We start from the raw sequence: 25,151 nt of genomic DNA on the forward strand, positions 1-25,151 counted from the left end.
CGCGTGGTCACCGTCCTCCTCGGAAGAGCTTCCCGTGACCACCACTCCTGCTGCCGACTCCTCCCTCACCCCCCTGACCGCCCGGGGACTGGTGCGCTCGTACGGCGACCGCACCGTGTTCGACGGCCTCGACCTCACGGTGCCGCCCGGCACCCGGCTCGGACTCATCGGTGAGAACGGCTCCGGCAAGTCGACCCTGCTGCGGCTCCTCGCCGGTGTCGAGCGCCCCGACGCCGGCACCGTGGTGCGTCCACGCGACCTCGTCCACCTCGCGCAGGAACCGGCCGTCGGCCGGGACGGCCGCGCGACGCGCGGCACCGTCGGCGACCTCCTCGACGACGCCCTGCGGCCGCTGCACGACCTCGTGGCCGAGCTGGAGCGGCTCGCCGGCCTGATGGCGGCCGGCGACGGTGGGCTCGACCCGCGGCTGGGGGAGGCGTACGACGCCGTGCTCGCCCGCGCGACCCACCACGACGCCTGGGACGCCGACCGCCGGGCCGAGGTCACGGCGGGGGTGCTGGGCGTGGCCGACCTCGACCGGGACCGTCCGGTCGCCGCGCTCTCGGGGGGTCAGCGCACGCGGCTGGCGCTGGCGGCCGCGCTCGTGCGGCGCCCCGACTGCCTGCTGCTCGACGAGCCCACCAACCACCTCGACGCCGAGGCGCTCGACCTGCTCGAGAGCGCGCTCGTGCAGCTGCCGGGGGTGGTCGTGGCCGCGAGCCACGACCGCACGTTCCTCGACCGGGTCTGCACCTCGCTGCTCGACCTCGACGCCGGTGCGCTCGGCACCGACGGTGCGGGCGGGCGGGTGTTCGGGGGGTCCTTCACCGACTACCTCGCGCACCAGGAGGCCAGCCGGCGCCGCTGGGAGGAGACCTGGGCCGCGCAGCAGGACGAGATCGCGGACCTGCGGGCGGCGACCCGCATCGGGACCACCGCCGTGGCCCGCGACCGCGGCCCGCGGGACAACGACAAGTTCATCCACGCCTTCAAGGGCGCCCGCGTCGAGCGCACCCATGCGCGGCGCGTGCGCGACGCGGAGCGTCGTCTCGAGGTGGCCGAGCGGGAGGCCCTGCCGAAGCCGCGGCCGCCGCTGCGCTTCGCCGGCGCCCTCACGGCGGACGCGGGCGGCGACGGGCTCGTCGTGCAGGCACGCGGCCTGGTCGTGCCCGGGCGCCTCACGCTGGAGCGCCTCGACCTCGCCGCCGGTCGGAAGCTGCTCGTGAGCGGGCCGAACGGCTCCGGCAAGTCGACGCTCCTGGCGGTGCTGGCGGGGGAGCTCCCCGTCGGCGGCGCGCTCGAGGTGCGCGCCCGCACCGTGCGCCTGCTCCGGCAGGACCCGGTGGTGACCCGTCCGCGACGTACGGCGCGGGCCGCCTACGTCGCGGCCGTCGGGCCCGAGACGGCCGAGCGGGTGCCGCTGCGCGCGCTGGGGCTGCTGCCTCCGCGCGCCCACGCGACGCCCGTCGGGGCGCTCAGCGTCGGCCAGCGGCGCCGGCTCGACCTCGCCGTCGCCATCGCGGCCGCGCCCGACCTGCTCCTGCTCGACGAGCCCACCAACCACCTGTCGCTGCGGCTGGCGGGCGAGCTCGAGGAGGCGGTCGGGGTCGCGCCCGGCACCGTCGTCGTGACCACCCACGACCGGTGGCTGCGGGCGCGGTGGACCGGGGACGAGCTGCGGCTCGGCCGGCCTCAGCCCCCGCCTCAGCCCCCGCCCGGCCGGAACGCGTAGACCGCCGCGAGTCGCACCCGGGCCACCGCCGCGTGGGCGTCGACGGCGCGGCGGGTGCGCTCGTCCGCGCCGTACCCCTCCAGCAGGGCGGCCGACCACCCCGCCACGAGGGCGGGGTCGAGCAGGCCCTGCCGGGCGCGGAGCTCGAGGTGGACGGCCATGTTGGCCAGGTCGAGGGCGGGGTCGCCGAGCGCCAGCAGGTCGAGGTCGAGCAGCGACCAGCTGCCCGTGGCCGGGTCCCGCAGCAGCTGCTTGTCGTGGAGGTCGCGGTGCAGCGGCACCAGCCGGTCCGGGGCGGACAGCGCGGCGAGGCGCGCGACCACGTCGTCGAGCCCGGCCGGCACCGCCGCCTCGAGCCCGTACGCCGCGGCGAGATCCACCGCGCGGCGCGTCAGGTCCGCCTCGTCCCCGGCGTCGTGACGGGGCGTCCCGGCGGGCGGGGCCACGTCGTGCAGACGCCGCACGAGGGCGCCGATCGCGTGGAGGTCGGTGGCGCCGACGGCGGCACCGGTCGGGAGCAGGTCGTGCAGCGTCGCGCCGGGCAGCGCCTCGGTGACGAGGAGCGCCGCGGGCGTGCCGGGTCGCACGCGGGGCACCGGCAGACCGGCCGCGGCGAGGTGCTCCAGCGTGGCGGCGGCCCCGGTGGCGCGGTCGCCGCGCAGGACCTTCACGAAGTGCGGGGGCGCGTCGCCCCGGTCGACGCGCACGACGGCGCGGCGCTCGGGTCGGTGGGCGACCAGGTGCGTGCCGGGGGCGGCGACGAGCGGGGCGAGCTCCGGCAGGCGGCGGTCCGCGCCGCGGCGCTGCACGACGACGTGGCCCCCGAGGCGCTCGACGGCGCCCGCGGGTGCGCCGGCCGCGGTGCGTCGGGCGACCCGGTCCGCCTCGTCGGCGTCGGCGATCCACTGGCCGGGCACGAGCGCCCCGTCCCGCTGCCGGAGGTGCAGCAGCAGGTGGGTGCTGCTCCGGGGCTGCGCGCGCTCGAGGTCGAGGCCGGCGGCGGCCACCTCGGCGCGGACGGCGGCGAACCTCGTGGTGCCGGTGGGGCGAGCGGTCAGCACAGGTCCTCCAGGGTGGCGAGCAGGGCGGTCGTGGTGCTCCGCCAGTCGGGTGCGCAGGTGCGGAACGGCTCGACGGCGCGGCGCAGGAGGTGGGCGGCGGTCCAGGCGCGGAGGGCCGTCGGGTCCGGGAGGGGGCGCACCGCGGCGTACCCCGCCAGCAGGGCCGACCCCTGCTCCCGCCCCGGGACCCGCCCGTGGACGAGGTCGTCGGCGAGGAGGTTGCCGAGGTCGTCGGCCGCATCGCCGCGGCGGGCGCGGTCGAGGTCGAGGACGCCGACCCGTGGCGCGTCGGGGTTGCCGTCGAGCACGAGCTGGTCGCGGGACAGGTCGCCGTGGAGCGTGACGGCGGGGCCGCCGGGAGCGTCGCGCAGGGCGGCCGCCGCCCGCGCCGCCAGCTCGGCGACGCGGTCGGCCCGGGCGGGCAGGAGCAGGGCCAGCTGGTCGCGCGCCTGGGCCAGCGCCCGCAGCGGGCGGCCCTCGAGCGGGAGGTCCGTCGCGGTGCCGTGGAGGTCCGCGACGGCCGCACCGGCGCGGCGGAGCGCGGCCGGGGTGGCGGGTCCGTCGTGGGGGCCGTCGAGCGGCTGCCCCGGTACCCAGCCGGTGAGGAGCGTCCCGCGGCGGGCGTGGCTGTCGAGGAGCCGTGGCGTGCCGGCCCGTCCCGCCAGCGCCCGCGGCCCCCGCACGGCCGCGGCGTGGGCCGAGGGCCGCACGACGCGCAGGACCGCGGGCCCGTCGGGGCCCTCCACGCGCGCGACCACCCGACGCTGCGGGTTGGCCGACAGCACCACGGCGTCCGCCGGCAGGCCCCGGAGGCCGGGGAGGTCGCGGTCGCCGACCAGGTACGTCGCGAGCAGGCCCGCCTCGGGGTCCGCGGCCGCGACGGCGCCGAGCCGGGCGGCCCGGTCGTGGGACTTCGCCAGCTTCGGCCGGGCGTGGTCCGCGGCGGCGAGGACGACGAGGTGGTCGGTCCCGCGCCGTACGGACAGGGCGGCCGAGGTGCCCGCCTTCACGCGCAGGCGGAGCCGGACGAGGTCGTCGCTCCCGAGCAGCTCGGCGAGCCGGTCCCCGAGGAGCACGTCGAGACCGGGGACGCCGAGGTCGATCCGCTCAGCCGGCCGCACGGACCGCTCCCGGGGTGAGCACGACCGCGGGCGGGCCGTCGGCGACGACCTTGCCGCCCTCGAGCCACACGACGCGGTCGCAGTCGCGGGCGTGGGCGAGGTCGTGGGTGACGACGATGGTGGTGCGGCCCGCGGTGAGCCGCTCGAGGGCGGCCAGCACCTCGGCCTCGGTGCCCTCGTCGAGGCCGGTGAGGGCCTCGTCGAGCACCACGACGGGGGCGCGGCGCACGGCGGCGCGCGCGATGGCGATGCGCTGCCGCTGCCCGCCGGAGAGGGTGGCGCCCCGCTCGCCGACGACGGTGGCGTAGCCGTGGGGCAGGGCCTCGACGAAGTCGTGCGCACCCGCGATCCGGGCGGCCTCCTCGATCTCCTCGCGGGTGGCGCCGGGGCGGCCGTGGGCGATGTTCTCCTCGATGGAGGTCGCGAACAGCACGCTCTCCTGCAGCACGACGGAGACCTGGCTGCGCAGCGACTCGAGCGTGAGGTCGCGCAGGTCGTGCCCGTCGACCCGGACGGCGCCCGCGTCGGGGTCGCGCAGCCGCGACAGCAGGGAGGCGAGCGTCGACTTGCCGGAGCCCGAGGAGCCGACGAGCGCCACGCGCTCCCCGGCCGCCACCCGCAGGGAGACGCCGCGGAGCACGGGTGCGTCGGGCGTGTAGGAGACCCAGACGTCGTCGAGCACGAGCTCGCCGCGCAGGGCCGGGGCCGTGCGGGCCTCGGGGTGGTCGCGCACGGTGGGCTCGACCTCCAGCAGGTCGACGACCCGCTCGCCGGAGGCGGCCGCGGCGGCGATGCGGCCGGTGTACTTCGCCAGGTCCCGCATCGGCTTGAAGGTCGCCTTGAGGTAGGTGAGGAACACGACGAGCTCGCCCGGGGTGAGCATCCCGGCGAGCACGCGCTGCGCCCCGACGTACAGGACCAGCGCGGTCGCGAGCCCGACCAGCACGTCGGTGCTCCGCTCGAGCCGCGCCGAGAGCCGCTTGGTGCGCACGCCCTCGGTGAGGCTGCGGCCGTTGCTCTGCGCGAAGCGGCCCTGGAGGTGGTCGGCGAGGCCGTAGGAGTGCACGACCCGCATCGACGACAGCGTCTCGGTGGCGAGCGAGGCCAGCTCGCCCTCCGCCTTGCGCTGCTCCTTCGAGACACCGTGGATGCTGCGCGACGTCTCGCGGCCGGCGAGCAGGAACAGCGGCACGACGGCCACCATGAGCAGCGCCAGGGGCCAGTCGAGGAAGGCCACGACCACGACCATCCCGAGCATCGTCACGATGTTGCCGACGAGCGGCAGGCCCGCGGTGACGACGACCTCCTTGAGGCGGCCGACGTCGCCGGTCACGCGCTGCACGAGGTCGCCGGTGCGTGCCTTGTCGTGGAAGGCCATCGGCAGGCGCTGCAGGTGGGCGTAGGCGTCGGCCCGCACCCGGGTCAGCAGCCGGTTGCCGGCGAGGGCGAACGCCAGCGTCGTCAGGTAGGCGGCCACCGCCCGCACCAGCACGACCCCGAGCAGCGCGACCGCGGCGATCGTCAGCGTGGCGCGGACGTCGCCGGGCGCGGCCCCGGCCACGTCGGTCCCCGAGGCGGCGATGACGGTGTCGATGACGACCTTGAGCGGCCAGGGCTCGGCGAGCCGCATGAGCACCTCGACGAACAGCGCCAGCATGCCGCCGGCGACGAGCGGGGTCTCCTTGCGCAGGTAGGGGCGCAGGTGCGTCGCCGTGCGCCGCAGGCCCGGTCCGGCCTCGCGGAGGGTCGTGGGCTTCTCACGCGACACGGGTGGCTCCTGTCGTGCTGGCTGTCGGGTGGGCGCTGCTCAGGGTGGCGAGGGACGCGGTCACGACGTGGTCCCAGTCGAGCGCGAGGGCGGCGCGCCGGTTCGCGGCGCGCAGCGCGCGCCGGCGGGCGACGTCGTCGCGGAGGTCGGCGACGGCGGCCGCCAGCGCGGCGGGGTCACCGGGCGCCACGAGCGCGTCACCGCCGAGCAGGTCGCGGAGCCCGCCCACGTCGCTCGCGACGACGGGGAGGCCCGCGGCCAGGTACTCCGTCACCTTCAGCGGCGAGAAGTAGAAGCCGTCGAGGGCCGGGTACGGCGCGCACGCCACGTCCATCCGCTGCAGGAGCGCGGGCACCGCGGCGGCCGGTACGGCGCCGGTCCACTCGACCCGGTCGCTGACGCCGAGCCGGTCGGCGGTGGCCCGCAGGCCGGTCGCCCTGGGCCCGTCGCCGACGACGAGCAGGCGGTGGCCGGGACCGACGAGTGCGAGCGCCGCGAGCAGCGTCTCGACGCCGTGCCAGCCCTTGAGGGTGCCGACGAAGCCGAGGGTGAAGGGGCGGTCGGGGCGGGGCCGACCGTCGTGGACGGGCCGGTCGGCCGGCACGACGCGGCGGGTGTCGACGCCGTTCCCGATCGTCGTCACGTGGGCGGCGCCCTGGGAGCGTGCCCACTCGCTGACGGCCGGGCTCACGCCGATCACGCTCGTCGCGGTGCCCAGCGCGGCGCGGGCCGCGTCGTACGCCGCCGGCTCGTCGACGAGCACCCGGTGCCGGGCCTGCTCGACGGGGAGGGGGGCGTTGACCTCGAGCAGGGACGGTACGCCGCGGGTGGCGGCCCAGGCCGTCGCCGTGCGGCCCCACAGGGCGTAGCGCTCGTAGACGAGGTCGAGCGGGTGAGCCTCGTGGAGCCCGTCGAGCAGGTCCGCGACGGCGGCGTCGCTGGCCCGGGCGGCGTGCTCCCGGGCGGCGGGCTCGCCGCGGCCGACGCGGGGCAGGCGGTGGATCCGCAGCCGCGGGTGGGCGGCGAGGTCGGCGGCGGCGTCCTCGTCGGCGCGCGGGGTCAGCAGATCGACCTCCGCGCCGCGCCGCAGCAGGGCGGCGACGACGGCCTGCACGTGCACCGAGGCGCCCTTGGTGCCGAGCACGTCGATGCCGGGGTCGGTCGAGACGTACGCGACCCTCATGCCGGCACCCCTGCCACGCCGAAGTGGCGCTCGAGCTGGGCGGTGTTGGTGCGGGTGTCGAAGGCCTCCTCGACACGGGCGCGGCCGGCGGCGGCGTAGGCGGCCCGCAGCCCCGGGTCGTCGAGCAGCTCCTTGAGGGCGGCCGCGAGCGCGACGGGGTCGTCCTCCGGCACGAGCGCGCCGCTGTGGCCGTCGACCACGGCCTCCGGGATGCCGGTGACCGGGGTCGTCACGCAGGGCGTGCCCAGGGCGAGGGCCTCCAGCACGACCGTCGGGAGGCCGTCGCGGTTGCCGTCCGCGGCGACGCGACAGGGAGCCGCGAGGAGGGTGGCGTCGGCGACGACCTGGAGCATCCGGTCCTGCGGGAGCGGTCCGAGGAGGTCGACGCGGTCGGCGATCCCGAGCGTGGCGACGAGGTCGCGCAAGCGCTCCTCCTCCGCGCCGGCGCCGACCAGGTGCACGCGGAGCGGGTCGCCCGCACGGGCCAGGAGGGCCGTGGCCTCGAGGAGCACGTCGAAGCCCTTCTTCGGCACGAGGCGCCCGACGGCCGCCACGGTGCGCGTGGCGCGGCGGCCCGTGTGGAGGGCGAAGCGGTCGAGGTCGAGGCCGTTGTAGACGCGCACGACGTTCGCCGTCGGCGCGAGGCCGCGGAGGTGGTCGACGTGGAAGTCGGAGACCGTCACCACCGTGTCGACGCCCGCGAGGTTGGCGCGCAGCGCGTCGGCGTCGAGGCCGTCGTGGAAGACGTCCTTCGCGTGGGCGGTGAGCGAGCAGGTGATGCCGGCCAGCCGGGCGGCGACGCGGGCGACCGTGGCCGGGGTGTCCGCGAAGTGTGCGTGCAGGTGGGTGAGGCCCTGCTCGACGGCCTCGGTGGCGACGGCGAGGGCCGCCGCGCCGGTCTCGGCCGGGAGGGCGAGCACGTCGTCGAGATGAGCCGCGAGGCCCGGGAGCCGGCCGTGGGCCCCGCGCAGCGCCTGCCACACGGCGGTGCCCTTCGGGCTGCGGGTCAGGTGCGGGAGGTAGGTCACCGGCGCCCGGAGGTCGCCGAGGGCCGCGTGGAAGCGACCGTCGTCGGGGGAGCGCAGCGACAGCACGCGCACCTCCAGCCCGCGGGCCTCGAGGGCGAGTAGCTCGGTGAGCACGAACGTCTCCGAGAAGCGCGGGAACATCGTCAGGACGTAGCCGACCCGGGTCGTGGGCGGCCGGTTCTCAGGCGGTCGGTTCTCAGGCAGTGGCACGGGAGGTCTCCTCGGCGAGGGTCGGGGCGAGCAGGTCGTCGACGAGCCGCGGCAGGCGGCCGAGCCCGTCGAGGTCGAGGTCGTGGGGGATCGCTGCGCGGCGTACGGCGCGGTCGAGCCACGCCGCGAGCACCGCGGGCGTCGCGTGCTCCGGCAGGACGTGGTCGAGCGCGGTGTGCGGGGCGAGGCCCTCGGCGCGGACGAGCTGCTCGCGACGCGGGGTGGTGCGGGGCACCACGAGGGTGGGGCGTCCGGCGGACAGCAGCTCGCAGACGGAGTTGTAGCCGCCCATGCTCACCACGGCGGCCGCGCCGGCCACGAGCGGACGGGTGTCGCCGACGAAGGGGTGCACGTCGAGGTCGGGGCGCCGTGCCGCCAGCTCCTGCAGCCGCTGCCGCTGGTCGCCCGGCATGCAGGGTCCGGTCACGAGGACGGCGCGGTGCCCGGCGGGCAGGGAGGTGCGCGCCACGGTGTCGGCGAGGCGGTGGCCGTCCTGACCGCCGCCGACGAGGCACAGCACGTAGGGCTGCTCCGGGGGCGTGGGGTCGCCCGCGGGCGGCGTGGTGACGTGGCCGCCGCGGCCGTGGGCGAGGTAGCCCGTGTGCCGCACCATCGCCGCCACGTCGCCCGGGAGCCGGAGCGTGGCCGCGAGGTCGTGGACGCGGGGGTCGCCGTAGACCCACACCGCGTCGTACGACGCCCGCACGGCCGCCGTCGTGCCCTCCGCCTCCCACTCGGCCCGCGCGGTCGCCGGGTCGTCGAGGACGTCGCGGAGACCGAGGACGACGCGCGTGGGCAGGCCGCGGGGGCCGACCGTCGAGCGCAGCGTGCGGAGCGCGGCGTCGAGCTCGCCGCCGAGGCCGCGCGCCACCTTGTCGACGACCACGAGGTCGGGGGAGAACGCGGCGAGCGCGCTCTCGATCATCCGGCCGCGCAGGTCGAGCACCTCGCCGAGGTGGAGGCCCAGCGACGCGGCGGCGTAGGTACCCGGACCGTTCTTTGCGACGCCGGGGAGCACCACCACCTCGGCACCCGGCGGTAGTGGGAGCGCCGCGGCCGCCGGTGTGCCGGTCAGCAGCAGCACGTCGGTGCCGGGCCGGGCGGCGACCAGGGCGGCGGCGATCTCGATGTTGCGGCGGACGTGGCCGAGACCCTGGGTGTCGTGGGAGTAGAGCGCCACCCGGCGGCGAGGTGAACGGGGCATGGCGGGAACACTGCGGGCGGTCGGTGACGCGAACGTGAGGTCCGGATGAGAGGGCTCTCATGCCGCGCGGGATCCCCGGGTGGATCACGGCCACCTCCGTCCAGGTGACGCGCCACGCCGCCTGGAACGATCAAGTAAGTGACCTTCGTCTCGTTATGCGGGCATCGAGGCACCCCGGTTGTGTGTCCCGACCGATGGCTCGGTCTAATCGTTGTCGTGGACGCACCCCTCGACGTAGTTCTCATCGGTGGCGGCATCATGAGCGCGACACTCGGCTCGATGCTGCAGCAGCTCGAGCCGGGCTGGAGGATCCGTCTGGTCGAGCGCCTGGACTCGCTCGCGCAGGAGAGCTCCGACCCGTGGAACAACGCGGGCACGGGGCACTCGGCGCTGTGCGAGCTCAACTACACGCCCGAGAAGGCGGACGGCAGCATCGACATCACCTCCGCGGTGAAGGTCAACGAGCAGTTCCAGCTGTCGCGGCAGTTCTGGTCGTTCCTCGTCGAGAGCGGTCGCATCCCCGACCCCAAGGCGTTCATCAACCCCACGCCGCACATGAGCTTCGTGTGGGGCGCGGAGAACGTGGAGTACCTGCGGAAGCGGTACGAGGCCCTCCGTCCCCACCCCCTCTTCGCCGGGATGCAGTTCTCCGACGACCCCGAGGTGATCCGGGGCTGGGCGTCCACCCTCATCGACGGCCGGTCGGGCGACGAGCCCGTCGCCGCGACGTTCACGACCGCGGGCACCGACGTCGACTTCGGCTCGCTGACCCGCATCCTCACCGACCAGCTCGTCGAGGGCGGCGCGGAGCTGCAGCTCGGCTCGCAGGTCACCTCGCTGACGAAGGACGCCGAGGGCCTCTGGGTCGTCACCGGCAAGAACCGCGCCTCGGGCGAGAAGTTCACGCTGCGGTCGCGGTTCGTGTTCGTCGGCGCCGGCGGCGGCGCGCTCACCCTGCTCCAGAAGTCGGGCATCAAGGAGATCCGCGGCTACGGCGGCTTCCCGGTGTCGGGCGAGTTCCTCCGCACGCGCAACCCCTCGGCCGTCGCGAAGCACGCCGCGAAGGTCTACGGCAAGCCGCCCGTCGGTGCGCCCCCGATGTCGGTGCCCCACCTCGACACCCGCGTCGTCGATGGCTCGGCCAGCCTCATGTTCGGTCCCTACGCCGGCTTCAGCCCCCGCTTCCTCAAGAACGGGTCGCTCTTCGACCTGTTCCGCTCCGTGCGGCTGCACAACCTCGTGCCGATGATCCAGGTCGCGTTCCGCAACGTCAGCCTGGTGGTCTACCTGGTCGGCCAGCTCGCCGCGCGCCGCAGCACCAAGTTCAAGGAGCTGCGCGCGTTCATGCCCGAGGCCGACCCGGCCGACTGGGAGATGATCACCGCCGGCCAGCGCGTCCAGGTCATCAAGAAGGACCCCGAGAAGGGCGGCGTGCTCCAGTTCGGCACCGAGGTCGTCGCGGCGGGCGACGGCACCATCGCCGGCCTGCTCGGCGCCTCGCCGGGCGCGTCCACGACGGTCGCGATCATGCTCGACCTCATGGGCCGCTGCTTCCCGGACCGCATGGACGCCTGGGGCCCCGTGCTCGACGAGATGGTGCCCGGCCACCGCTCGCCGCTCGCGAAGGACCCGGCCGCCGCGGCCGCGCACTTCGAGCGCACCGACAAGACCCTGCAGCTCGACCAGGGCCAGCAGCGCGCCTCGGCCTGACATGGCCCCTCCCGGGGCGCCGGGGCACCCGGACGTCCCGGGCCTGCGCGCACTGCACCGCGAGCTGAACCGCACCGCCACCGGGGGCGTCGACGACCCGCGGGGTGCGCGGGAGGTGCTGCCGCCGCTCGTCGGTCCGGACGTCCCCGGGATCCCCGTCCCGGAGACGGCGTTGCCCGGCGCCGACCTCGGCGAGGTGCTCGCGGCACGGCGGTCGTCCTACCGGTACGGCGCCGCCCCCGTCCCGCTCGGCGACCTCGCCGCGCTGCTCCGCACCGCGCTGGGCGTGCAACGGGCGGTGCGGCTCCCCGACGGACGGTCCCGCGCCTTGCCCGTCGCGCCGTCGGCCGGCGGGTTGCCGTCGCTCGCGGCGTACGTCGTCGTGCGGGGGCCGGGCGTCGGTCTGCCGGGGACTCCTGTGCCCGCCGGCGTCCACCGCGCCGACCTGCGGGCCGACGAGCCCACGCTCGCACCGGTGCGGGTCGGCGACCCGACGCCGTTCCTGTCCCGTGCCCTCGACCAGCCGGAGCTCGCCGAGCGGGCCGGGGTCGTCGTGGCCCTGGTGGCGCGGCTGAACACGACGTTGCCGCGCTATCCCGCCCGGCACTACCGCACCCTTCACGTCGACGCCGGCGTGGCGCTGGGGCACCTCTACCTCGCCGCGACCGCCCTCGGGCTGCCGGGTGTCGCCGTCATGGGGTACGACGACACGGCGTTCGACGCCCTGCTCGACCTCCCGGAGGACCAGTTCACGGCGGTGTTGTTCGCGCTGGGGTCGCGGGTGGAGGGCTGACTGCTCGGATCCTGCCGCGCGCCGGGTGCCAATGCGGGCTGACGCGACGTGGACTAGACCTGTGTGCTTCATTCAGCCGGAAACTTGTCGAATTGTTCTGGCCCTGGTCGGTTGGAGGAGATCGCATCTTCCATCTCGCCAGGGGGCCGGCATGTTCAGGACGTTTCGACGATGGAGCGTTCCGACAGGCATCACAGCGCTCGCCACCGTCGCGCTTGTGCCTAGCGGGACTGTGGCACCGGCGACGGCAGACGCGAGGATGTCCATCACAGAGGTGTCCTACGCCCCGAACGAGTACAACCCGGTCCGCTTTCCTCCTTACGCTCCGACGGTGTCGCTCGCCTGTGGATTCGTGGTCGACTTCTCAGACCCCGACCCAGCTTCGACCTACGAACTCTCGGTCTCGCCGGCCGACGTGGGTTCCACGGCCTCCTCGGTCGTCCTCGACCCGGCCACAGGAACAGGTGTAGGTCGCATGGGGTGCACTGACGCCGGAGGAGGTGCACTGGTCCCGGGTACTGACTACACACTCACCCTCGAGAAGCGCGACGGCTCCGGACGAGTGGTCGAGGCGGTGAGTCGGGTCGCGGCCTACGACAGGGTCCCTGCGCCGAAGGGGGTCGTCGTGCGCGTCGGGGGAATCCCTACGCAGGGCGAATTGAGGGACGACAAGCCCATCTCCATCGAATACTCGGGTTCGTGGGCATCGGGCACGACCTTCTCGACACTGGTGATGAGCGTGTCTGCCGGGGCTGACCCACTGGACCCCGGCCTGGACCCGCTCGACGTCGATCGCCACTCGTACTCGTGGAACACGAACCGACCGATCTCGTCCTTCCCATTGACGCACGTCCGTGACGGGAGTGACGTCTACATGTCCATCCGGGCCGAGCGCCCGGGCCAGGATGCAGCCGTCCTGGTGTTTCCTCTCGGACGGGCTGTGGTTATTCCACCACCGCCGATCCCGATTCCCTCGCACTTCATCTCCTGGCCGGGCACGAGGGTTCAGTACCGGCCACTGGTGGGCCAGCCGTCGGGCGTAACCCCGCCCATCCTGAGCCAGTCGGCCATCAATGTCGGCATCACGCCGACCTATCAGTGGCTCTCGGGCAGGACGCCCATACCCGGTGCCACGGGACCGTTCTACACACCGACCGCTAGCGATGTGGGACGGGGCCTGATCTTGGAGATCACCTTCGCGGCACCGGGATATGTGGCCAAGTCGGGGGGGTTCATCTTCGCCGAGGTCCGGCGACGGCCCGTGCCCGGCGGATGGCTGACGAGAGCCCCGGTGAAGTCTGGACAGGCTCGTGCGGGAACCGTGGTCTCGGTCGACGGCCCGCGGCTCAGCCACACGGCTGTCGTGTCGGGGGCGAGGGTCCACTATCAATGGTTCCTCGACGGTCGAGAGATCCCCGGCGCCACCAGTCCCAGCTACAAGGTGGCTCACGCCGCGCGCGGCGGTCACCTCACCGTCGGCGTGGCTGTCGTCAAGCAGGACTGGGAGCCTCGGACGGGCACATTGTCATTTGGCCTCGTTCGCTGAACGGTTTCGCCGTCGGAGCTGCGGCGGTCCAAGACGGCGGTTGTTATTCGCGTCGGGTGAAGCGGAGCTTGCCGGTGCCGAGTCGTTCGACGAGGTAGAGCGGGTCGTGGATCTGGTGGTGGTGTTGGTCGCAGAGGAGGCAGCCGTCTTGCACGTTGGTGTGGCCGCCGGCTGACCATGGGGTGAGGTGGTGGGCGTGGGTCTGGTGGGGTGGTCTCGTGCAGCCCTCGGCGACGCAGCCGCCGTCGCGGATGGCCATGGCGGTGCGCATGGCTCGGGTGTGGAAGCGGGCGGTGCGGCCGAGGTCGAGGACCTCGGATTTGGTGCCGAGGACGGCGGGGATGATGCCGGCTTCGCACGCCAGCCGCCGGGCCTCGGCTGCGCTGAGGGTGCCGCCGGTGTCAAGCGATGCGGCCGCCAGACCATCGAGCAGTGACTCGAGCGTCATGGTGACGACGACGGTGGCTCCGGTGCCGCCCGTAGCCGGGAGGTCTTTCTGGTCGAGCATCTCCAGCAGCTGCTGAAAGGCCTGTCCGTAGCGCTCCGGGGTCGGACGGCCTGCCTGGAAGCGCTGCTCAGGGTCGTCGTTGGTGTTGAGGTGCTGGGGTGCGGCGTAGGCGTCGAGGGCTTTGCGGAGCATCGCGCCGTGGAGCTCGGGCAGCGTGAACCGTCCGTGGATCTTGCCGTGGCCATCGGAGACCATCGACAACCGCGACGCGGCCCGGGCCTCGCGTTCCTCCCGTTCGAGCAGCGCGGCCTCGTGGGCTTCGCCGACCTCGGGGGCGATGACGGTGAGAATCTTCTTGCCCAGGGCTCGCAGGGCCTTGGCGTCGTGGTCGGTGGCAAACCCGACGAGCGTCTCCTCTGCCTGCAGCCGTAGCTCGTCGGGGAGCTCGTCGGGGAGTGCGTCGAGGGCCTTGATGATGACGTCGGCCTGCTCGGTGTTGACCGTCCCGGCCTCGCAGGCTGGGGCGAGGTGGGTGGCACAGCGGCCCGCCGTGGCCTCACCGATGCGGGCCAGACGGTAGGCGTCGCGCCGGGTCACGGCGGTCGCGTTCGCCAGCCATACCGCGGCGGTCGACGCGCCGTTCTGCCGGTGGAGCTCGACCGCCTCGGCGTGCTCCACCAACACCGCGACCAGCGCCGAGGCGCGGGCGACGAGGCGGTGGGCGTCAACGAGCGCGATTCCGGTCTGCGGCGCGCTCAACCACCCGAGCCCGGTCCGCCCATCGTCCGCGAGCACGGCCGTGGCCACCCGGATCGCCTCCAAGACCGGATGCCCCACATCGACCGCACCCGGACCGGCACCGGGACTCGAGGCGACGCCCGGCACCACCCACCCGGGCTCCGGCTCTGCGGCGGGTTCGGGCGCGTCGTACTGGCTCTCGCCGCGCGAGACGATCCGGCATCCGCGCGTAGCCTCCGCAGGCCACTCACCCGTGGCGAACGCGTGCTCCAACCAGTCCGGCACCGGCTCGTCGACCAGGAACTCGGCAGGCGGTTCCGGCACCGGTGGCCCGAAGCCACCGGCGTCGCCAGATGAGCCGACCCCCGTCATGGCCACCACTCAACCCGAGACCACCGACAGTTCTGAACCACACCGGACAAGCCGCCGTACGGCCTGTGGACAACCCCGAGGCCCGCCGCCGTTCGACCCAACTCGACGCCCCCGCCGCGCCGAACAACCCAGCTCGACGCGAACGCCGACGCCGATCTCGGTCGTTCCTTGGCAGCGGGGTGCGCGCCTGCGAGGTTCCGGAGCGTGGCGGACATCAGCAGGAGGGGCATCGTGCGCGCCGGCGTGTGGAGCGTTCCCGCGATCGCGGTCGTCGCCGCGGCGCCCGCCGTCGCCGCGAGCGCGGCCCCCGCGATCCGGATCACCAGCATCGTCCCCCGCGGGTTCAGCGACTGGATCACGCTGTCCTTCGCCGTGGACGGCATCCCGGTCGGTGCGTCGGGCTTCGTCCAGCTGAGCTGGACGCCGGCGGGTGGCACGACGATCGACACCGACTACGCGCTCGTCTCCGGGCCGGGGACGGGCAGCATCACCCTCTCGGGATTCACGCGAGGCACCACCTACACGTTCACGGTGTCGTGCCAGGTCGGCAGCAGCCCCGTCGTGACGGCCTCCAGCCCCTACACGCCCTGAGCCCGCGCCGCCTCCGGCACCTCACCGCTCCACGAAGTGCGGGCGGCCGCTGACGGGGTCGGGGACGACGACGGCGTCGATCTCGAACACGTCCCGGAGGAGCGCCGGGGTCACGACCGCCGCGGGGTCGCCGTCGGCGACGATCTCCCCGCCGCGCAGCGCCACGATCCGCTCGGCGTAGCGCGCCGCCTGGTTGAGGTCGTGCAGCACCATCACGATCGTCATGCCCTCGTCGCGGAGCCGACCGACGAGCCGGAGGAGGTCGAGCTGGTGGCGGACGTCGAGGTACGTCGTCGGCTCGTCCAGCAGCAGCACGTCGGTCTCCTGCGCGAGCGCCATCGCGATCCAGGCGCGCTGTCGCTCGCCGCCCGACAGCGTCGCGAGCCGCCGATCGGCGAGGTGGCTGACACCGGTGCGCTCGAGGGCGCGCTCCATGGCGGCGTCGTCGGTGCGCCGCAGCATCGCCCAGGCGCCCCGCTGCGGGTAGCGCCCCTGCTCGACGAGCTCCCGCACCGTCGCCCCCGGCGGAGCCGTCGACGTCTGCGGCAGCAGCGCTATCCGGCGCGCGACGGCCCGGGTGGGGAGGTCGCGCAGGGGCGTGCCGTCGAGCCGCACCGCCCCCGACCGCGGTGCCAGCACCCGCGCGAGGGCGGCGAGCAGGGTGGACTTCCCGGACCCGTTGGGGCCCACGAGGGCCGTGGCGGTCCCGGGCTCGATCCCGAGGGAGAGGGCGTCGATCACGGCGGCCCGGCGGTATCCCACCGTGATGCGGTCGGCGGCCAGCACCGGCGTCTCCGGCGTGGAGGGCGGTGGGAGAGGTGGGGGGAGGGACGTGGTCATCCGCGCTCCTGGAGGGTCGGGCGTGCGCTGCGGCGCACCAGGTGGACGAGGAGCGGCGCGCCGATGAGCGCCGTCACCGCACCGACGGGCACGCCCGCGACGTCGGGCCGGGCGCCGGGCAGCTCGAGGGACACGGCGAAGGCGACGAGGTCCGCCGCCGACAGCAGCAGCGCCCCCAGCACGGCGGCCGCGGGCACGAGCCGCCGGTGGTCGGCTCCGACGAGCATCCGCGCCACGTGCGGCGCCACGAGGCCGACGAACGCCACGGCGCCCGCGGCGGTGACGGCGGCCGCGGCCGCGAGCACCGCGACGCCGAGGATCGCGGCGGGAGTGAGCAGGCGCCGTACGCCGAGGCCCACCGCCGTCGTCTCCCCGAGCGCCCACGCGTTCATGCGGGAGGCCAGCAGCCACGCCAGCGGCACCGTCACGAGCCACGGGGCGACGGCGTCCCAGTCCCCGGTCGTGCGCGCGTTGAGCGACCCGACGAGCCAGCGGAGCACGGTGCCCATCGGCGCGGAGTCGAGCACGAGCGCGAACGAGGTGAGCGCCCCGAGCACGGCGCCGAGCAGGATCCCGGTGAGCGCGAGCGAGCGGCGCCCGAGCAGGAACAGCAGCCCGCCGGCGGCCAGGGCGCCGAGGAGGGCCGCGAGCGCGACGTACGGGTGCCCCGGCGCCACCAGCAGGCTCACCACGACGGCGAGCGCGGCACCCGAGCCGACCCCCGTCGTGGCGGGCTCGGCGAGCGGGTTGCGCACGACGGCCTGCACGAGCACGCCCGAGGTCGCCAGCAGCGCTCCCGCCGCGAGCCCCACGAGCACGCGGGGGAGCCGGAAGCGCAGCACGATGATCTCGTGCGCCGGCTCCCGGGCGTGCCCGAGCAGGGCCGCGGCGACGTCGCCGGGCGCCAGCGCGGAGCGTCCGACGAACAGGTGCGCCGCAACGAGCGCCGCCACGGCCAGGGCCGCGCCGACGGCGAGCAGGAGCGACCTCACCGGGCGTCCCGGGAGCGGGCCAGGGTCCAGACGAGGGCGGGTACGCCGACGAGCGTCGTGGCGACGCCCACCGGGACCTCGACGGGGTAGAGCGCGAGGCGCGAGACGAGGTCGGCCGCGACGAGGAGCACCGCCCCGACGACGCCGCTCAGCGCGAGGACCCGCGCCGTGCTCGTGCTGCCCAGCAGGCGCCGGACGACGTGCGGGGCCAGGAGCGCGACGTACGCCACCGGTCCGCAGACGCTCGCCACCGCGGCGGCGAGCGCGGCCGCCGCGGCGAGGGCGGTGAGGCGGGTGCGGACCACGGGTACGCCGAGGCCCGTCGCCGCGACGTCCCCGAGCGCCAGCGCGGCGACGCGGCGGCGCAGCAGGACGGCGACCGCGACGCCGACGGCGACCCACGGCAGCACCACCGCGACGTGGTCCCAGCCGCGGGCCGCGAGGCTGCCGAGGAGGTAGCGGAACAGCACCACCACGTTGCCCTCGGTGCCGAGACCGACGATCGCGACGACGAGGCCCGCACACGCTGCGGAGACGGCGGCGCCGACGAGCACGACCTGGTCGGGGTCGCGGGTGCTGCCCCCGATCGCGAGCAGCACGAGCACGCCGGCGACGAGTGCGCCGACGAGAGCGAGGTAGGGGAGGGCCGCCAGGGGCACGGGCAGCGCGAGGACGACGACGGCGGCGGTGACCACAGCGGCCCCGGAGGAGACCCCGAGCAGCTCGGGACCGGCGACCTGGTTGTGGAGCGCGTCCTGCATCAGCAAACCGGCGACCGCCAGCCCGAGGCCCGCGAGCGCCCCGAGCACGGCCCGCGGCAACCGCGCCTCCGTGACCGCCACGTGCTGCGGGTGGGCGGGGTCGCGCAGCGCGTCGACCACGGCGGCCGGGCTCAGCCGCGGCTCGCCCAGGCACAGCGCGGCGACCACGAGTGCGACGAGCACCGCGGTCGCGAGCAGGTGGACGGCGACGGGGGCGGTGGTGCGCCCGGTTGCGCCGCGAGTGAGAACCATTATCATTTCGGCGCCATCGTCACGTACAGGAGATCCCATGCGCAACCCGAGCCCGTCCCGCGGCGTCCGCCGCGTCCGTCCCGCCCTCGCCGTCGTCGGCGTCCTCGCCCTCGGAGCCGGGGTGCTCGCGGGGTGTGCGAGCGACTCCTCCGAGGCGACCTCCGGGGGCGGTGCCGGCGGCGCGGTCCGCGCCACCGACGCCACCGGGGTCGAGGTCGCCCTCGACGCCCCCGCCGAGCGCATCGCCTGCCTCACCATGATCTGCGTCGACGCCCTCACCGAGGTCGGCATCACCCCGGTCGCCTACCGGGACCAGCTGGCGCTCGACGAGCGGTACGCCGGGCCCGACGCCGACATGCGCGAGATCACCGGCGGGTTCGGCGAGGAGAACGTCGAGGACATCGCCCTCGCCGCCCCCGACCTGGTCATCGGTCTCGCCGGCGCCCAGGACGGCCTGCGGGACGCGGTCGAGGAGATCGCGCCGCTCTACCTGGTCGACCCGGGCTCCTGGGAGGAGTCGGTCGAGGTCCTGCGCACCGTCGGCGAGCTGACCGGCACGCAGGAGGCCGCCGACGCGGCCGCCGACGCGTTCACGGAGCGGGTCGAGCACGCCGCCGAGCACCGCTCCGACCTCACGACGCTCTCGATGTTCGGTGAGCCCGGTTCGCTCGGCGTCGACTCGGTCGCGACCCCGGTGGGCTCGCTGCTGGCGGAGGTGAGCGACTACCCGTGGGAGGCGGGGGCCGACCCGTTCGCGACCGTCGCCGTGGAGCAGGTCGCCGCCGTCGATCCCGACGTCGTCTTCGCGCAGGCGTTCTCGGCCTCGAGCGACACCGAGCCGCTGTCGGAGCGCCTCGCGAGCGACCCGCAGTGGGCGCAGCTCGCCGCCGCCCGCAACGACCGCGTCGTCGAGGTCGAGGCGCCCGTGTGGGCGACCGGCCGCGGCACGATCTCGCTCGGCATCGTGCTCGACCAGGTCGAGGCGGAGCTCGGCATCGAGCACTGAAAACTTGTTCTTGAGAATCGTTCTCAGAAATGGTCTGATCCTCCCGCGGCCCCACCCGGGGCTCGCGCCCACCGATGCGAAGGAGCAGCAGATGAACGAGTTCTTCAGCCCCGTCCCCGCCCGCGCCGCCCTGGCGACGCACTCCGCCGGTCACAGCAACGCGCTCGTCGAGAACCCGTTCGACGAGGTCGAGGCCGTCGAGGCCGAGGGCGACCGCTGACCACCGTCGCCTGACCCGCTGCCCGTGCGCCCCACCTCTCCTGGGGCGCGCGGGCAGCGCTTCGTCCGATCGAGCCACCCCTCGGGAGCACCCATGACCGTCCTCACCGCGCCGCGACTCGCCCCCGGCGTCCGGCTCCACCGCACCGCCGCCGGTGACCTGCTGCGCACCGCGGACGGCACCCTCCACGCGGTTCACCTCCCGCCCGCCGAGGCGGACGAGCTGCGGAGCGCGCTCGTCGCCGACCGTCGGCCGCGCACGTCGACGGCCGCCGCGGCGTACGACGCCCTCGGCTCCGCCGGGCACCTGCGGCCCGCGACCGTCCCCGCCGCGCGGGTGCAGGGCGCCGGGGTCCTGGCCGACGCCACCGCCGCCGCCCTGCGCCGGATGGGTGCGGAGGTCACGCAGGACGCGGGGAGCGCGCTCCGCGTCGAGGTCACGGCCCCGCGGGCCGCGTGCGTCGAGGCGTGGTGCGCGGACGGGCACCTCGTCGTCGCACCCGTCGCCGTGCCCCTCGCCGACGTGGCCGCCCGCTGGCGCGCCGCCGGCCACCACCGCCGCCTCGACGAGATCGACCCCGTCGACGAGCTCGCGCCCAGGGTCGTCGCCGCCTCCGCGGCACCCTCGCCCCGCGCCGTCGAGCTGGTCGCCCACACCCTCGCGAGCGAGGCGCTCGCCCGCGCGGACGGGCCGGTGGACCGAGCCACCCGCGACGCCTACCTCGCCACCACGGTCGACCTCCGCACCCTCGCGGTCGTGCGCCGCCCCGTCCTCCCCGTCCCGCCCGCGCCCCGATGACGCTGCAGGCCGAGCCGACCACGGCCGCCACCGTGCACGCCGAGCGGCACACGGTGGGCGGACTCGCGACGTACGTCTGGCGCCCCGACGGCCCACCCCGCGCCGTGCTCGTCGCCCGCACGCCGTACGACGCGGCCGGCCACGCGCCCGAGGGCGTGGGCTGGGCGCGCCACGGGGTCGCGCTCGTGCTCCAGGACGTGCGCGGGCGTCACGGCTCGCCGGGCCGGTTCACGCCCTACGCGGGCGAGGGGCCGGACGGCGCCGACCTGCTCGCCTGGACCCGTCGCCGACCGTGGGTGCGGGGGCCGGTCGTGCTGCACGGCACGTCGTACGGCGCGCACTGCGCCCTCGCCGCCCTCGCCGCGCTCGAGGAGCACGGGGCCGCACCCGCCGACGGTCCCGACGCCGTCTCGCTCGCGGTGCCCGCGCTCGGGCTCGGCGAGACCGCGTGGACCCGCGGGGGAGCGTTCCAGCTCGCCTCCCGCCTCGGCTGGTGGGGCGAGCACGCCGACCTCGCCGACTGGGAGCGCGTCGTGGACGCGACCCGCGACGACGCCGACCGCGCGGCACTGGCCGCCCGGCAGCGCGTGCCGCTGCTGGCGATCGGCGGCCTCCACGACCACTTCGCGCACGACACCGTCGACCTCGCCCGCGCTTGGGGCGGACCCGCCTGGCTCGTCCTCGGGCCGTGGGGCCACGACCTGCGCGGCGCGCGGCGCGCGGAGCGCGTCCTGGCGTGGCTGGACCGGCTGGCCGACGGCGCGCCGCCGACCGGAGCGGTGGTCGGGGACGGGACGCGCTCGCTCCGCCCCGGCACCCCGTTGCGCCGGCGGCTCGCCGTGGCTCTCGGCGGCGGCATCCTCCGCGTCGACCCGGCGCACCCCGTGCCGTCGCCGCCGTTCGGCACCCGGGAGCTCGACCCGCGCGTCCGCCCCGACCGGCTGCTCCTCCCCGTCGACCTCCCGTGCCCGGGAGCCGGGCGGGCGCTGGTGGCCGACGTCGCGGCGTACGTCGCCGGTGACGCGCCGCCCGGCACGCCGCCGGATGCCGTCTGGTGCGTGGCGCTCGCCCGCCGTGTGCCCGGCCCCGGGGGGCCCGTGCTCGAGGAGCTCGCCCACGGCGCCGCCGTCGGCCCGCGGGTGACCCTCGGTCCGGTGGTCCTCGACCCCGCGGACGACCACGTGCTCGTCGTCGCCGCCGACGCCTTCCCCCGCACCGCGCCCGCCCGCTCGGGCTCCGCGCACGTCCGTACCGTCCGCCACGTCGACCTGGAGGTCGCCCCATGGCCGCTCCGCTGACCGCGCCCGCTCCGCTCGCCCTCGACGACCTCGTCGACCCGCTGGTGGGGCTCGTCCGCGAGCTGCACCCGGTGGACCGGCTGGACGGGATGCCCGCGGCGTACGTCGGCCTGACCGCCGCCGTCGCCGACTCCCGGACCCACGGCGCCTGGCCGAGCGACCTCGTCTCGCTCGGCACGACCTTCGGCGACCTCGCGGGCGCCCGGGTGGCGGCGATCGGGGAGGCGGTCGAGCGCTACTGCGGCAACTACGTGCCCGCCGGGCTCCGGCGAGCGAGTGCCGCGGAGCTGCGCGCCGAGGGGCGGCGCCTGCTCGGCCCCGACGACCTGCGCTGGTTCGCCGACTGGCAGCACGCGCGGGCGGGCTTCCCCTACGCCCGGTTCACCGACGACGTCGAGATCGCGTGGGTGGTCGGCGCGGGCGACGGCGGCGGTGCCAGCGGTGGGGGAGAGGTGCTCGTCCCCGCGTCGTGGGTGCACCTCAACTGGCGCACCGGCGAGCGACGGGGCGATCCGTTCCTGCACCACCTCAACTACGCGGGCATCGCCACCGGGCAGGGGCTCGCCGACGCCGCCCGGCGCGGGTTGCTGGAGCTCGTCGAGCGCGACTCGCTGTCGCTGTGGTGGCACCTCGACCTGCCGGCGCGCGGGATCGACGTCGCCAGCGTGCCGGGCCTGGCGGACCACCTCGCGGGCTCGCGGCTGGAGGTCCACCTGCTCGAGCTGCCGTCGTGGTTCGGGGTGCCGGTCGTCGCGGCCCTCGTGCGCGACCCCGTCACGGGCATCGCCGCCGGTGGGTTCTCGGCCAAGCTCGACCCGGCGGAGACGGCCACGAAGGCGGTGCTCGAGGCGGTGCACAGCTGGGTCTTCACCCGCGGCCTGCTCGACGCCGACGGCTGGGTCTTCGGGTCGATGGACGCCGGGGTGCTCTCGCGGGGGCTCTACCTCGAGCACCGGGCGGACCGGTCCTACCTCGACGCAGCCGGCGCGCTGCAGGAGCACGTGCGCGACCTCGGCGCCCAGGCGCAGGTGTGGCTCGACCCGCGGGTGCAGGCGGCGCTCGCTCCCCGGTTCACCGATCCCGGCGAGGTGGTCGGCATCGACGCGCTGCCCGTCGGCACCGAGGAGGGGATGCGGGCCGCCCTCGCCGCGGCGGGGCACGAGGTGATCGTCTGCGACCTCACCACGCCCGACGTCGCGCTCACCCCGCTGCGGGTCGCGCGCGTCTGTGCCCGGGGACTGGTGCCGAACGCGCCCGCGGCGTTCACCTACCTCGGCCTCCCGCGCTGGGCCGAGGTGGCCGCGACGACGCCGAACCGGCACGGGCGCCGGGTCGACGTCACCGACCCGGCCCAGCTGCTCCTGCTGCCCCCGCCCAGCCTGTGAGCGCCCCGTCCGTCAGCGCCTGGGACGTCCCGGCGTACCGGACCTACCTCGCCGTCCGTGCCCTCGCCATGGCGGGCGGCGCGCTGACGCTCGTCGCGCTCCCGGTGCTCGTCTACCGGCTCACCGGCAGCGCCACCCTGACCGCGTTGATGGCGGCCGCGGAGACGCTGCCCTACCTCCTGCTCGGCCTGCCGGCCGGCGCGCTCGTCGACCGGTGGCACCGGCGGCGGGTGCTCGTGGGTACGTCGCTGGGCGTCGCCCTCCTCCTCGCCGCCATCCCGCTGGCGGACGCCGCGGGCGTGCTGACCTACCCCCAGCTGCTCGCGACCGGGCTGCTCGTGGGAGCGCTGTTCGTGTTCGCGGACGCCGCGTCCTTCGGGGTCGTGCCGCAGATGGTCGGGCGGGACCGGGTCGCATCGGCCACGTCGCTGCTCGTCACCGTCGGCACCGCCATCAGCGTCGCCGGCCCCGTCGTGGCCGGCGTCCTCGTCGCCACGCTGCCCGCGGCGCTCGTCATCGGCCTCGACGCGCTGGCCCACCTCGTCGCCGCGCTCGTGCTCGCGCGGCTCCGCTGGGAGGGGAGCGAGACGCGACCGGCGGCGGCAGCGGGGGGCGGGCCGCGCCGTACGCGCCTCGGCGCCGACATCCTCGAGGGCCTCCGGTTCGTGCTCGGACAGCCCGTCGTGCGCGCGCTGACGCTGCTCGGGATCGGCTGCAGCCTCGCCGGCGGCGCGGTGGCGGGCCTCGTCGTCGTCATCGGGGTCGAGCGGCTCGGGCTCGGCGCGGAGGACGCGGCCATCGGATGGCTGTTCGCGGCGGGGGCGCTCGGCACGTTCGTCGCCAGCCTGGCGCTGCCGCGGCTGCAGCGGCGGGTCGGGGTCGGGCTCATCACGACCTGCGGGTTCGCGGTCGCCGCCGTCGCGGTGGGGGCGTTGTCGGCGGCGACGTCGCTCGCGCTCGCCCTCGTGCTCCTCGCCTGCTTCCACCTCGCGTCGACGACGCTCATCGTCAACGGGATCGTCGTGCGCCAGGTCGTCACCCCCGACGCGCTCCAGGGCCGCGTCAACACCACCGCGCGCATGATCGCCTGGGGCGGCAGCCCGTTGGGGGCGGCCGCGGCGGGGGGCGTGGCGGGTACGGCGGGGGTCGAGTGGGCCCTACGGCTCGCCGCGGTCGCGCTGCTCGTCAGCCTGGTGGGCGCGCTGGTGTGGGGGGTGGTGCGCTACCCGCGGCTCGCTGTGCTGGAGGTGGAGCGGGCCGAGCCGGGCCGGGCGCAGAAATGTGCGCCTGGTGCCGCTCGGACCGAGCGGGCGCCGTCCTAGCCGCACAGTTCTGGACCTCGGGCTGGGGGCGGCGGGCCGGGCCGGGCTCAGAAATGTGCGCCTGGTGACGGTCCGCCCGCGTCAGGACCGCCCCAGCTGCACAGTCCTGAACCCGGTGCGGCTCAGCCCCTCGGTCCTCTGCCCCTCACTTCTCGGAGTCGCTCGCCCCCGGTTCGAACAGCGCGTCGACCGACGTCTCGAACAGTGCCGCGAGGCGGAACGCCAGCGCCAGTGCGGGGTCGTGGCGCCCGCGTTCGATGGAGATGATCGTCTGGCGCGAGACACCCAGCTGCTGCGCCAGGTCCTGCTGCGTCCAGCCGCGCCACGTGCGGTGCTCGGCGATGTGGTTGCGCATCGGGTCACTGCTCCTTCAGGCGGATGAGCCAGTAGCGCACGCCGTAGTCGATGCCGGCCAGCACGGTGAGACCCGTCAGGAAGACGAACGGTGCCATCTCGTGGGCCCAGGCGACGACCACGGACACCAGGAGGACGGTCGGCACGAAGAACTGCATCGTGTCGAGGAACGCCCCGGACTGGGCGCGCCGCGTCCATTCGGCCTCGATGTCGCTCGGGGCGGGCTGGGGCCGGTCCCGGCGGCGGTAGATGCCGCCGATGAAGCCCGCCACGGAACAGGCGGTGACGAAGAGGGGCGCGTTCGTCTGCCACTTCCAGGCGAACACGGCTCCGATCGCCGCCAGCACCACGATGGTCAGCGCCGACCGCACCTTCGTCTCCAGCGTCATGCCCCTCATGCGTCCCCCTTCAATGTCAA

Annotated in this window: 23 protein-coding genes; 11 read left to right on the forward strand and 12 right to left on the reverse strand. The window is 75.6% G+C overall.

Going from position 1 to position 25,151, the window contains the following annotated elements:
* The first annotated feature begins 34 nt into the window (after positions 1-34).
* Complete coding sequence (locus PIR53_17775) at positions 35-1,732, forward strand: ABC-F family ATP-binding cassette domain-containing protein (GenBank protein ID WZH51851.1); 1,698 nt, start codon at positions 35-37, stop codon at positions 1,730-1,732.
* On the opposite strand, the gene PIR53_17780 is transcribed toward PIR53_17775, so the two are convergent.
* The 6 genes from PIR53_17780 to PIR53_17805 are packed head-to-tail and all read right to left on the reverse strand — an operon-like array spanning position 1,705 to position 9,307.
* Positions 1,705-2,793 carry a phosphotransferase gene (locus tag PIR53_17780; GenBank protein WZH51852.1) on the reverse strand — a complete coding sequence of 363 codons (1,089 nt, stop codon included), beginning with the start codon at positions 2,791-2,793 and terminating at the stop codon, positions 1,705-1,707. The two genes, PIR53_17775 and PIR53_17780, sit on opposite strands and share 28 nt — an antisense overlap.
* A complete protein-coding gene (locus PIR53_17785; GenBank protein ID WZH51853.1) occupies positions 2,787-3,914 on the reverse strand; it encodes a phosphotransferase in 1,128 nt (375 codons plus the stop codon). The genes PIR53_17780 and PIR53_17785 overlap by 7 nt, the downstream gene beginning before the upstream one ends.
* Positions 3,901-5,682 (reverse strand): ABC transporter ATP-binding protein, encoded by a 1,782-nt coding sequence (locus PIR53_17790; protein WZH51854.1) that lies wholly within the window; start codon positions 5,680-5,682, stop codon positions 3,901-3,903. The genes PIR53_17785 and PIR53_17790 overlap by 14 nt, the downstream gene beginning before the upstream one ends.
* Positions 5,672-6,865, reverse strand: a complete 1,194-nt coding sequence (locus tag PIR53_17795; GenBank protein WZH51855.1) for a glycosyltransferase — start codon at positions 6,863-6,865, stop codon at positions 5,672-5,674. The genes PIR53_17790 and PIR53_17795 overlap by 11 nt, the downstream gene beginning before the upstream one ends.
* Complete coding sequence (locus PIR53_17800; GenBank protein ID WZH51856.1) at positions 6,862-8,103, reverse strand: glycosyltransferase; 1,242 nt, start codon at positions 8,101-8,103, stop codon at positions 6,862-6,864. The genes PIR53_17795 and PIR53_17800 overlap by 4 nt, the downstream gene beginning before the upstream one ends.
* A complete protein-coding gene (locus PIR53_17805) occupies positions 8,090-9,307 on the reverse strand; it encodes a glycosyltransferase (protein WZH51857.1) in 1,218 nt (405 codons plus the stop codon). The genes PIR53_17800 and PIR53_17805 overlap by 14 nt, the downstream gene beginning before the upstream one ends.
* A gap of 216 nt (positions 9,308-9,523) precedes the next feature.
* On the opposite strand from PIR53_17805, the gene PIR53_17810 reads away from it, so the two are divergent.
* The 3 genes from PIR53_17810 (at position 9,524) to PIR53_17820 (ending at position 13,356) form a co-directional block, all read left to right on the forward strand.
* Entirely contained in the window at positions 9,524-11,017 is a 1,494-nt protein-coding gene (locus tag PIR53_17810; GenBank protein WZH51858.1) for a malate:quinone oxidoreductase, read from the forward strand.
* Position 11,018: 1 nt separating this feature from the next.
* Positions 11,019-11,810: a SagB family peptide dehydrogenase gene (locus PIR53_17815; protein WZH51859.1), complete on the forward strand. Its 792-nt coding sequence runs from the start codon at positions 11,019-11,021 to the stop codon at positions 11,808-11,810.
* Positions 11,811-12,141: 331 nt separating this feature from the next.
* Positions 12,142-13,356 (forward strand): hypothetical protein, encoded by a 1,215-nt coding sequence (locus PIR53_17820; protein ID WZH51860.1) that lies wholly within the window; start codon positions 12,142-12,144, stop codon positions 13,354-13,356.
* A 43-nt stretch (positions 13,357-13,399) separates the two neighbouring features.
* On the opposite strand, the gene PIR53_17825 is transcribed toward PIR53_17820, so the two are convergent.
* A complete protein-coding gene (locus PIR53_17825; GenBank protein ID WZH51861.1) occupies positions 13,400-14,689 on the reverse strand; it encodes a DUF222 domain-containing protein in 1,290 nt (429 codons plus the stop codon).
* A 429-nt stretch (positions 14,690-15,118) separates the two neighbouring features.
* Here PIR53_17825 and PIR53_17830 point away from each other — a divergent pair, with 429 nt between their 5' ends.
* On the forward strand, positions 15,119-15,505 hold the full coding sequence (locus PIR53_17830; GenBank protein WZH51862.1) for a hypothetical protein: 387 nt from the start codon (positions 15,119-15,121) through the stop codon (positions 15,503-15,505).
* A gap of 21 nt (positions 15,506-15,526) precedes the next feature.
* Here the strand turns inward: PIR53_17830 and PIR53_17835 are convergent, their stop codons facing one another.
* The 3 genes from PIR53_17835 to PIR53_17845 are packed head-to-tail and all read right to left on the reverse strand — an operon-like array spanning position 15,527 to position 18,350.
* A complete protein-coding gene (locus PIR53_17835; protein WZH51863.1) occupies positions 15,527-16,345 on the reverse strand; it encodes an ABC transporter ATP-binding protein in 819 nt (272 codons plus the stop codon).
* On the reverse strand, positions 16,342-17,337 hold the full coding sequence (locus PIR53_17840; protein WZH51864.1) for an iron ABC transporter permease: 996 nt from the start codon (positions 17,335-17,337) through the stop codon (positions 16,342-16,344). Before PIR53_17840 ends, PIR53_17835 begins: the two co-directional genes overlap by 4 nt.
* On the reverse strand, positions 17,334-18,350 hold the full coding sequence (locus PIR53_17845) for an iron ABC transporter permease (GenBank protein ID WZH51865.1): 1,017 nt from the start codon (positions 18,348-18,350) through the stop codon (positions 17,334-17,336). The genes PIR53_17840 and PIR53_17845 overlap by 4 nt, the downstream gene beginning before the upstream one ends.
* A gap of 37 nt (positions 18,351-18,387) precedes the next feature.
* Here PIR53_17845 and PIR53_17850 point away from each other — a divergent pair, with 37 nt between their 5' ends.
* The 6 genes from PIR53_17850 (at position 18,388) to PIR53_17875 (ending at position 24,379) form a co-directional block, all read left to right on the forward strand.
* The gene (locus PIR53_17850; GenBank protein ID WZH51866.1) at positions 18,388-19,356 is read left to right on the forward strand and encodes an ABC transporter substrate-binding protein; all 969 of its coding nucleotides are present in this window, start codon (positions 18,388-18,390) and stop codon (positions 19,354-19,356) included.
* A gap of 91 nt (positions 19,357-19,447) precedes the next feature.
* A complete protein-coding gene (gene amiA, locus PIR53_17855) occupies positions 19,448-19,576 on the forward strand; it encodes a streptamidine family RiPP (protein WZH51867.1) in 129 nt (42 codons plus the stop codon).
* 93 nt (positions 19,577-19,669) lie between these two features.
* Positions 19,670-20,374, forward strand: a complete 705-nt coding sequence (locus PIR53_17860) for a hypothetical protein (GenBank protein WZH51868.1) — start codon at positions 19,670-19,672, stop codon at positions 20,372-20,374.
* Positions 20,371-21,672 carry a CocE/NonD family hydrolase gene (locus tag PIR53_17865; GenBank protein WZH51869.1) on the forward strand — a complete coding sequence of 434 codons (1,302 nt, stop codon included), beginning with the start codon at positions 20,371-20,373 and terminating at the stop codon, positions 21,670-21,672. The genes PIR53_17860 and PIR53_17865 overlap by 4 nt, the downstream gene beginning before the upstream one ends.
* Positions 21,657-23,057, forward strand: a complete 1,401-nt coding sequence (locus tag PIR53_17870; protein ID WZH51870.1) for a YcaO-like family protein — start codon at positions 21,657-21,659, stop codon at positions 23,055-23,057. The genes PIR53_17865 and PIR53_17870 overlap by 16 nt, the downstream gene beginning before the upstream one ends.
* Positions 23,054-24,379: an MFS transporter gene (locus tag PIR53_17875; protein WZH51871.1), complete on the forward strand. Its 1,326-nt coding sequence runs from the start codon at positions 23,054-23,056 to the stop codon at positions 24,377-24,379. The genes PIR53_17870 and PIR53_17875 overlap by 4 nt, the downstream gene beginning before the upstream one ends.
* Positions 24,380-24,524: 145 nt before the next feature.
* Here the strand turns inward: PIR53_17875 and PIR53_17880 are convergent, their stop codons facing one another.
* Together PIR53_17880 and PIR53_17885 are read right to left on the reverse strand one after the other, a co-directional pair.
* The gene (locus PIR53_17880; GenBank protein ID WZH51872.1) at positions 24,525-24,734 is read right to left on the reverse strand and encodes a helix-turn-helix transcriptional regulator; all 210 of its coding nucleotides are present in this window, start codon (positions 24,732-24,734) and stop codon (positions 24,525-24,527) included.
* A gap of 4 nt (positions 24,735-24,738) precedes the next feature.
* A complete protein-coding gene (locus tag PIR53_17885; protein ID WZH51873.1) occupies positions 24,739-25,131 on the reverse strand; it encodes a hypothetical protein in 393 nt (130 codons plus the stop codon).
* Between the last annotated feature and the right edge of the window lie 20 nt (positions 25,132-25,151).

Source organism: Nocardioides alkalitolerans, from assembly GCA_038184435.1.
Classification (GTDB): domain Bacteria; phylum Actinomycetota; class Actinomycetes; order Propionibacteriales; family Nocardioidaceae; genus Nocardioides; species Nocardioides alkalitolerans_A.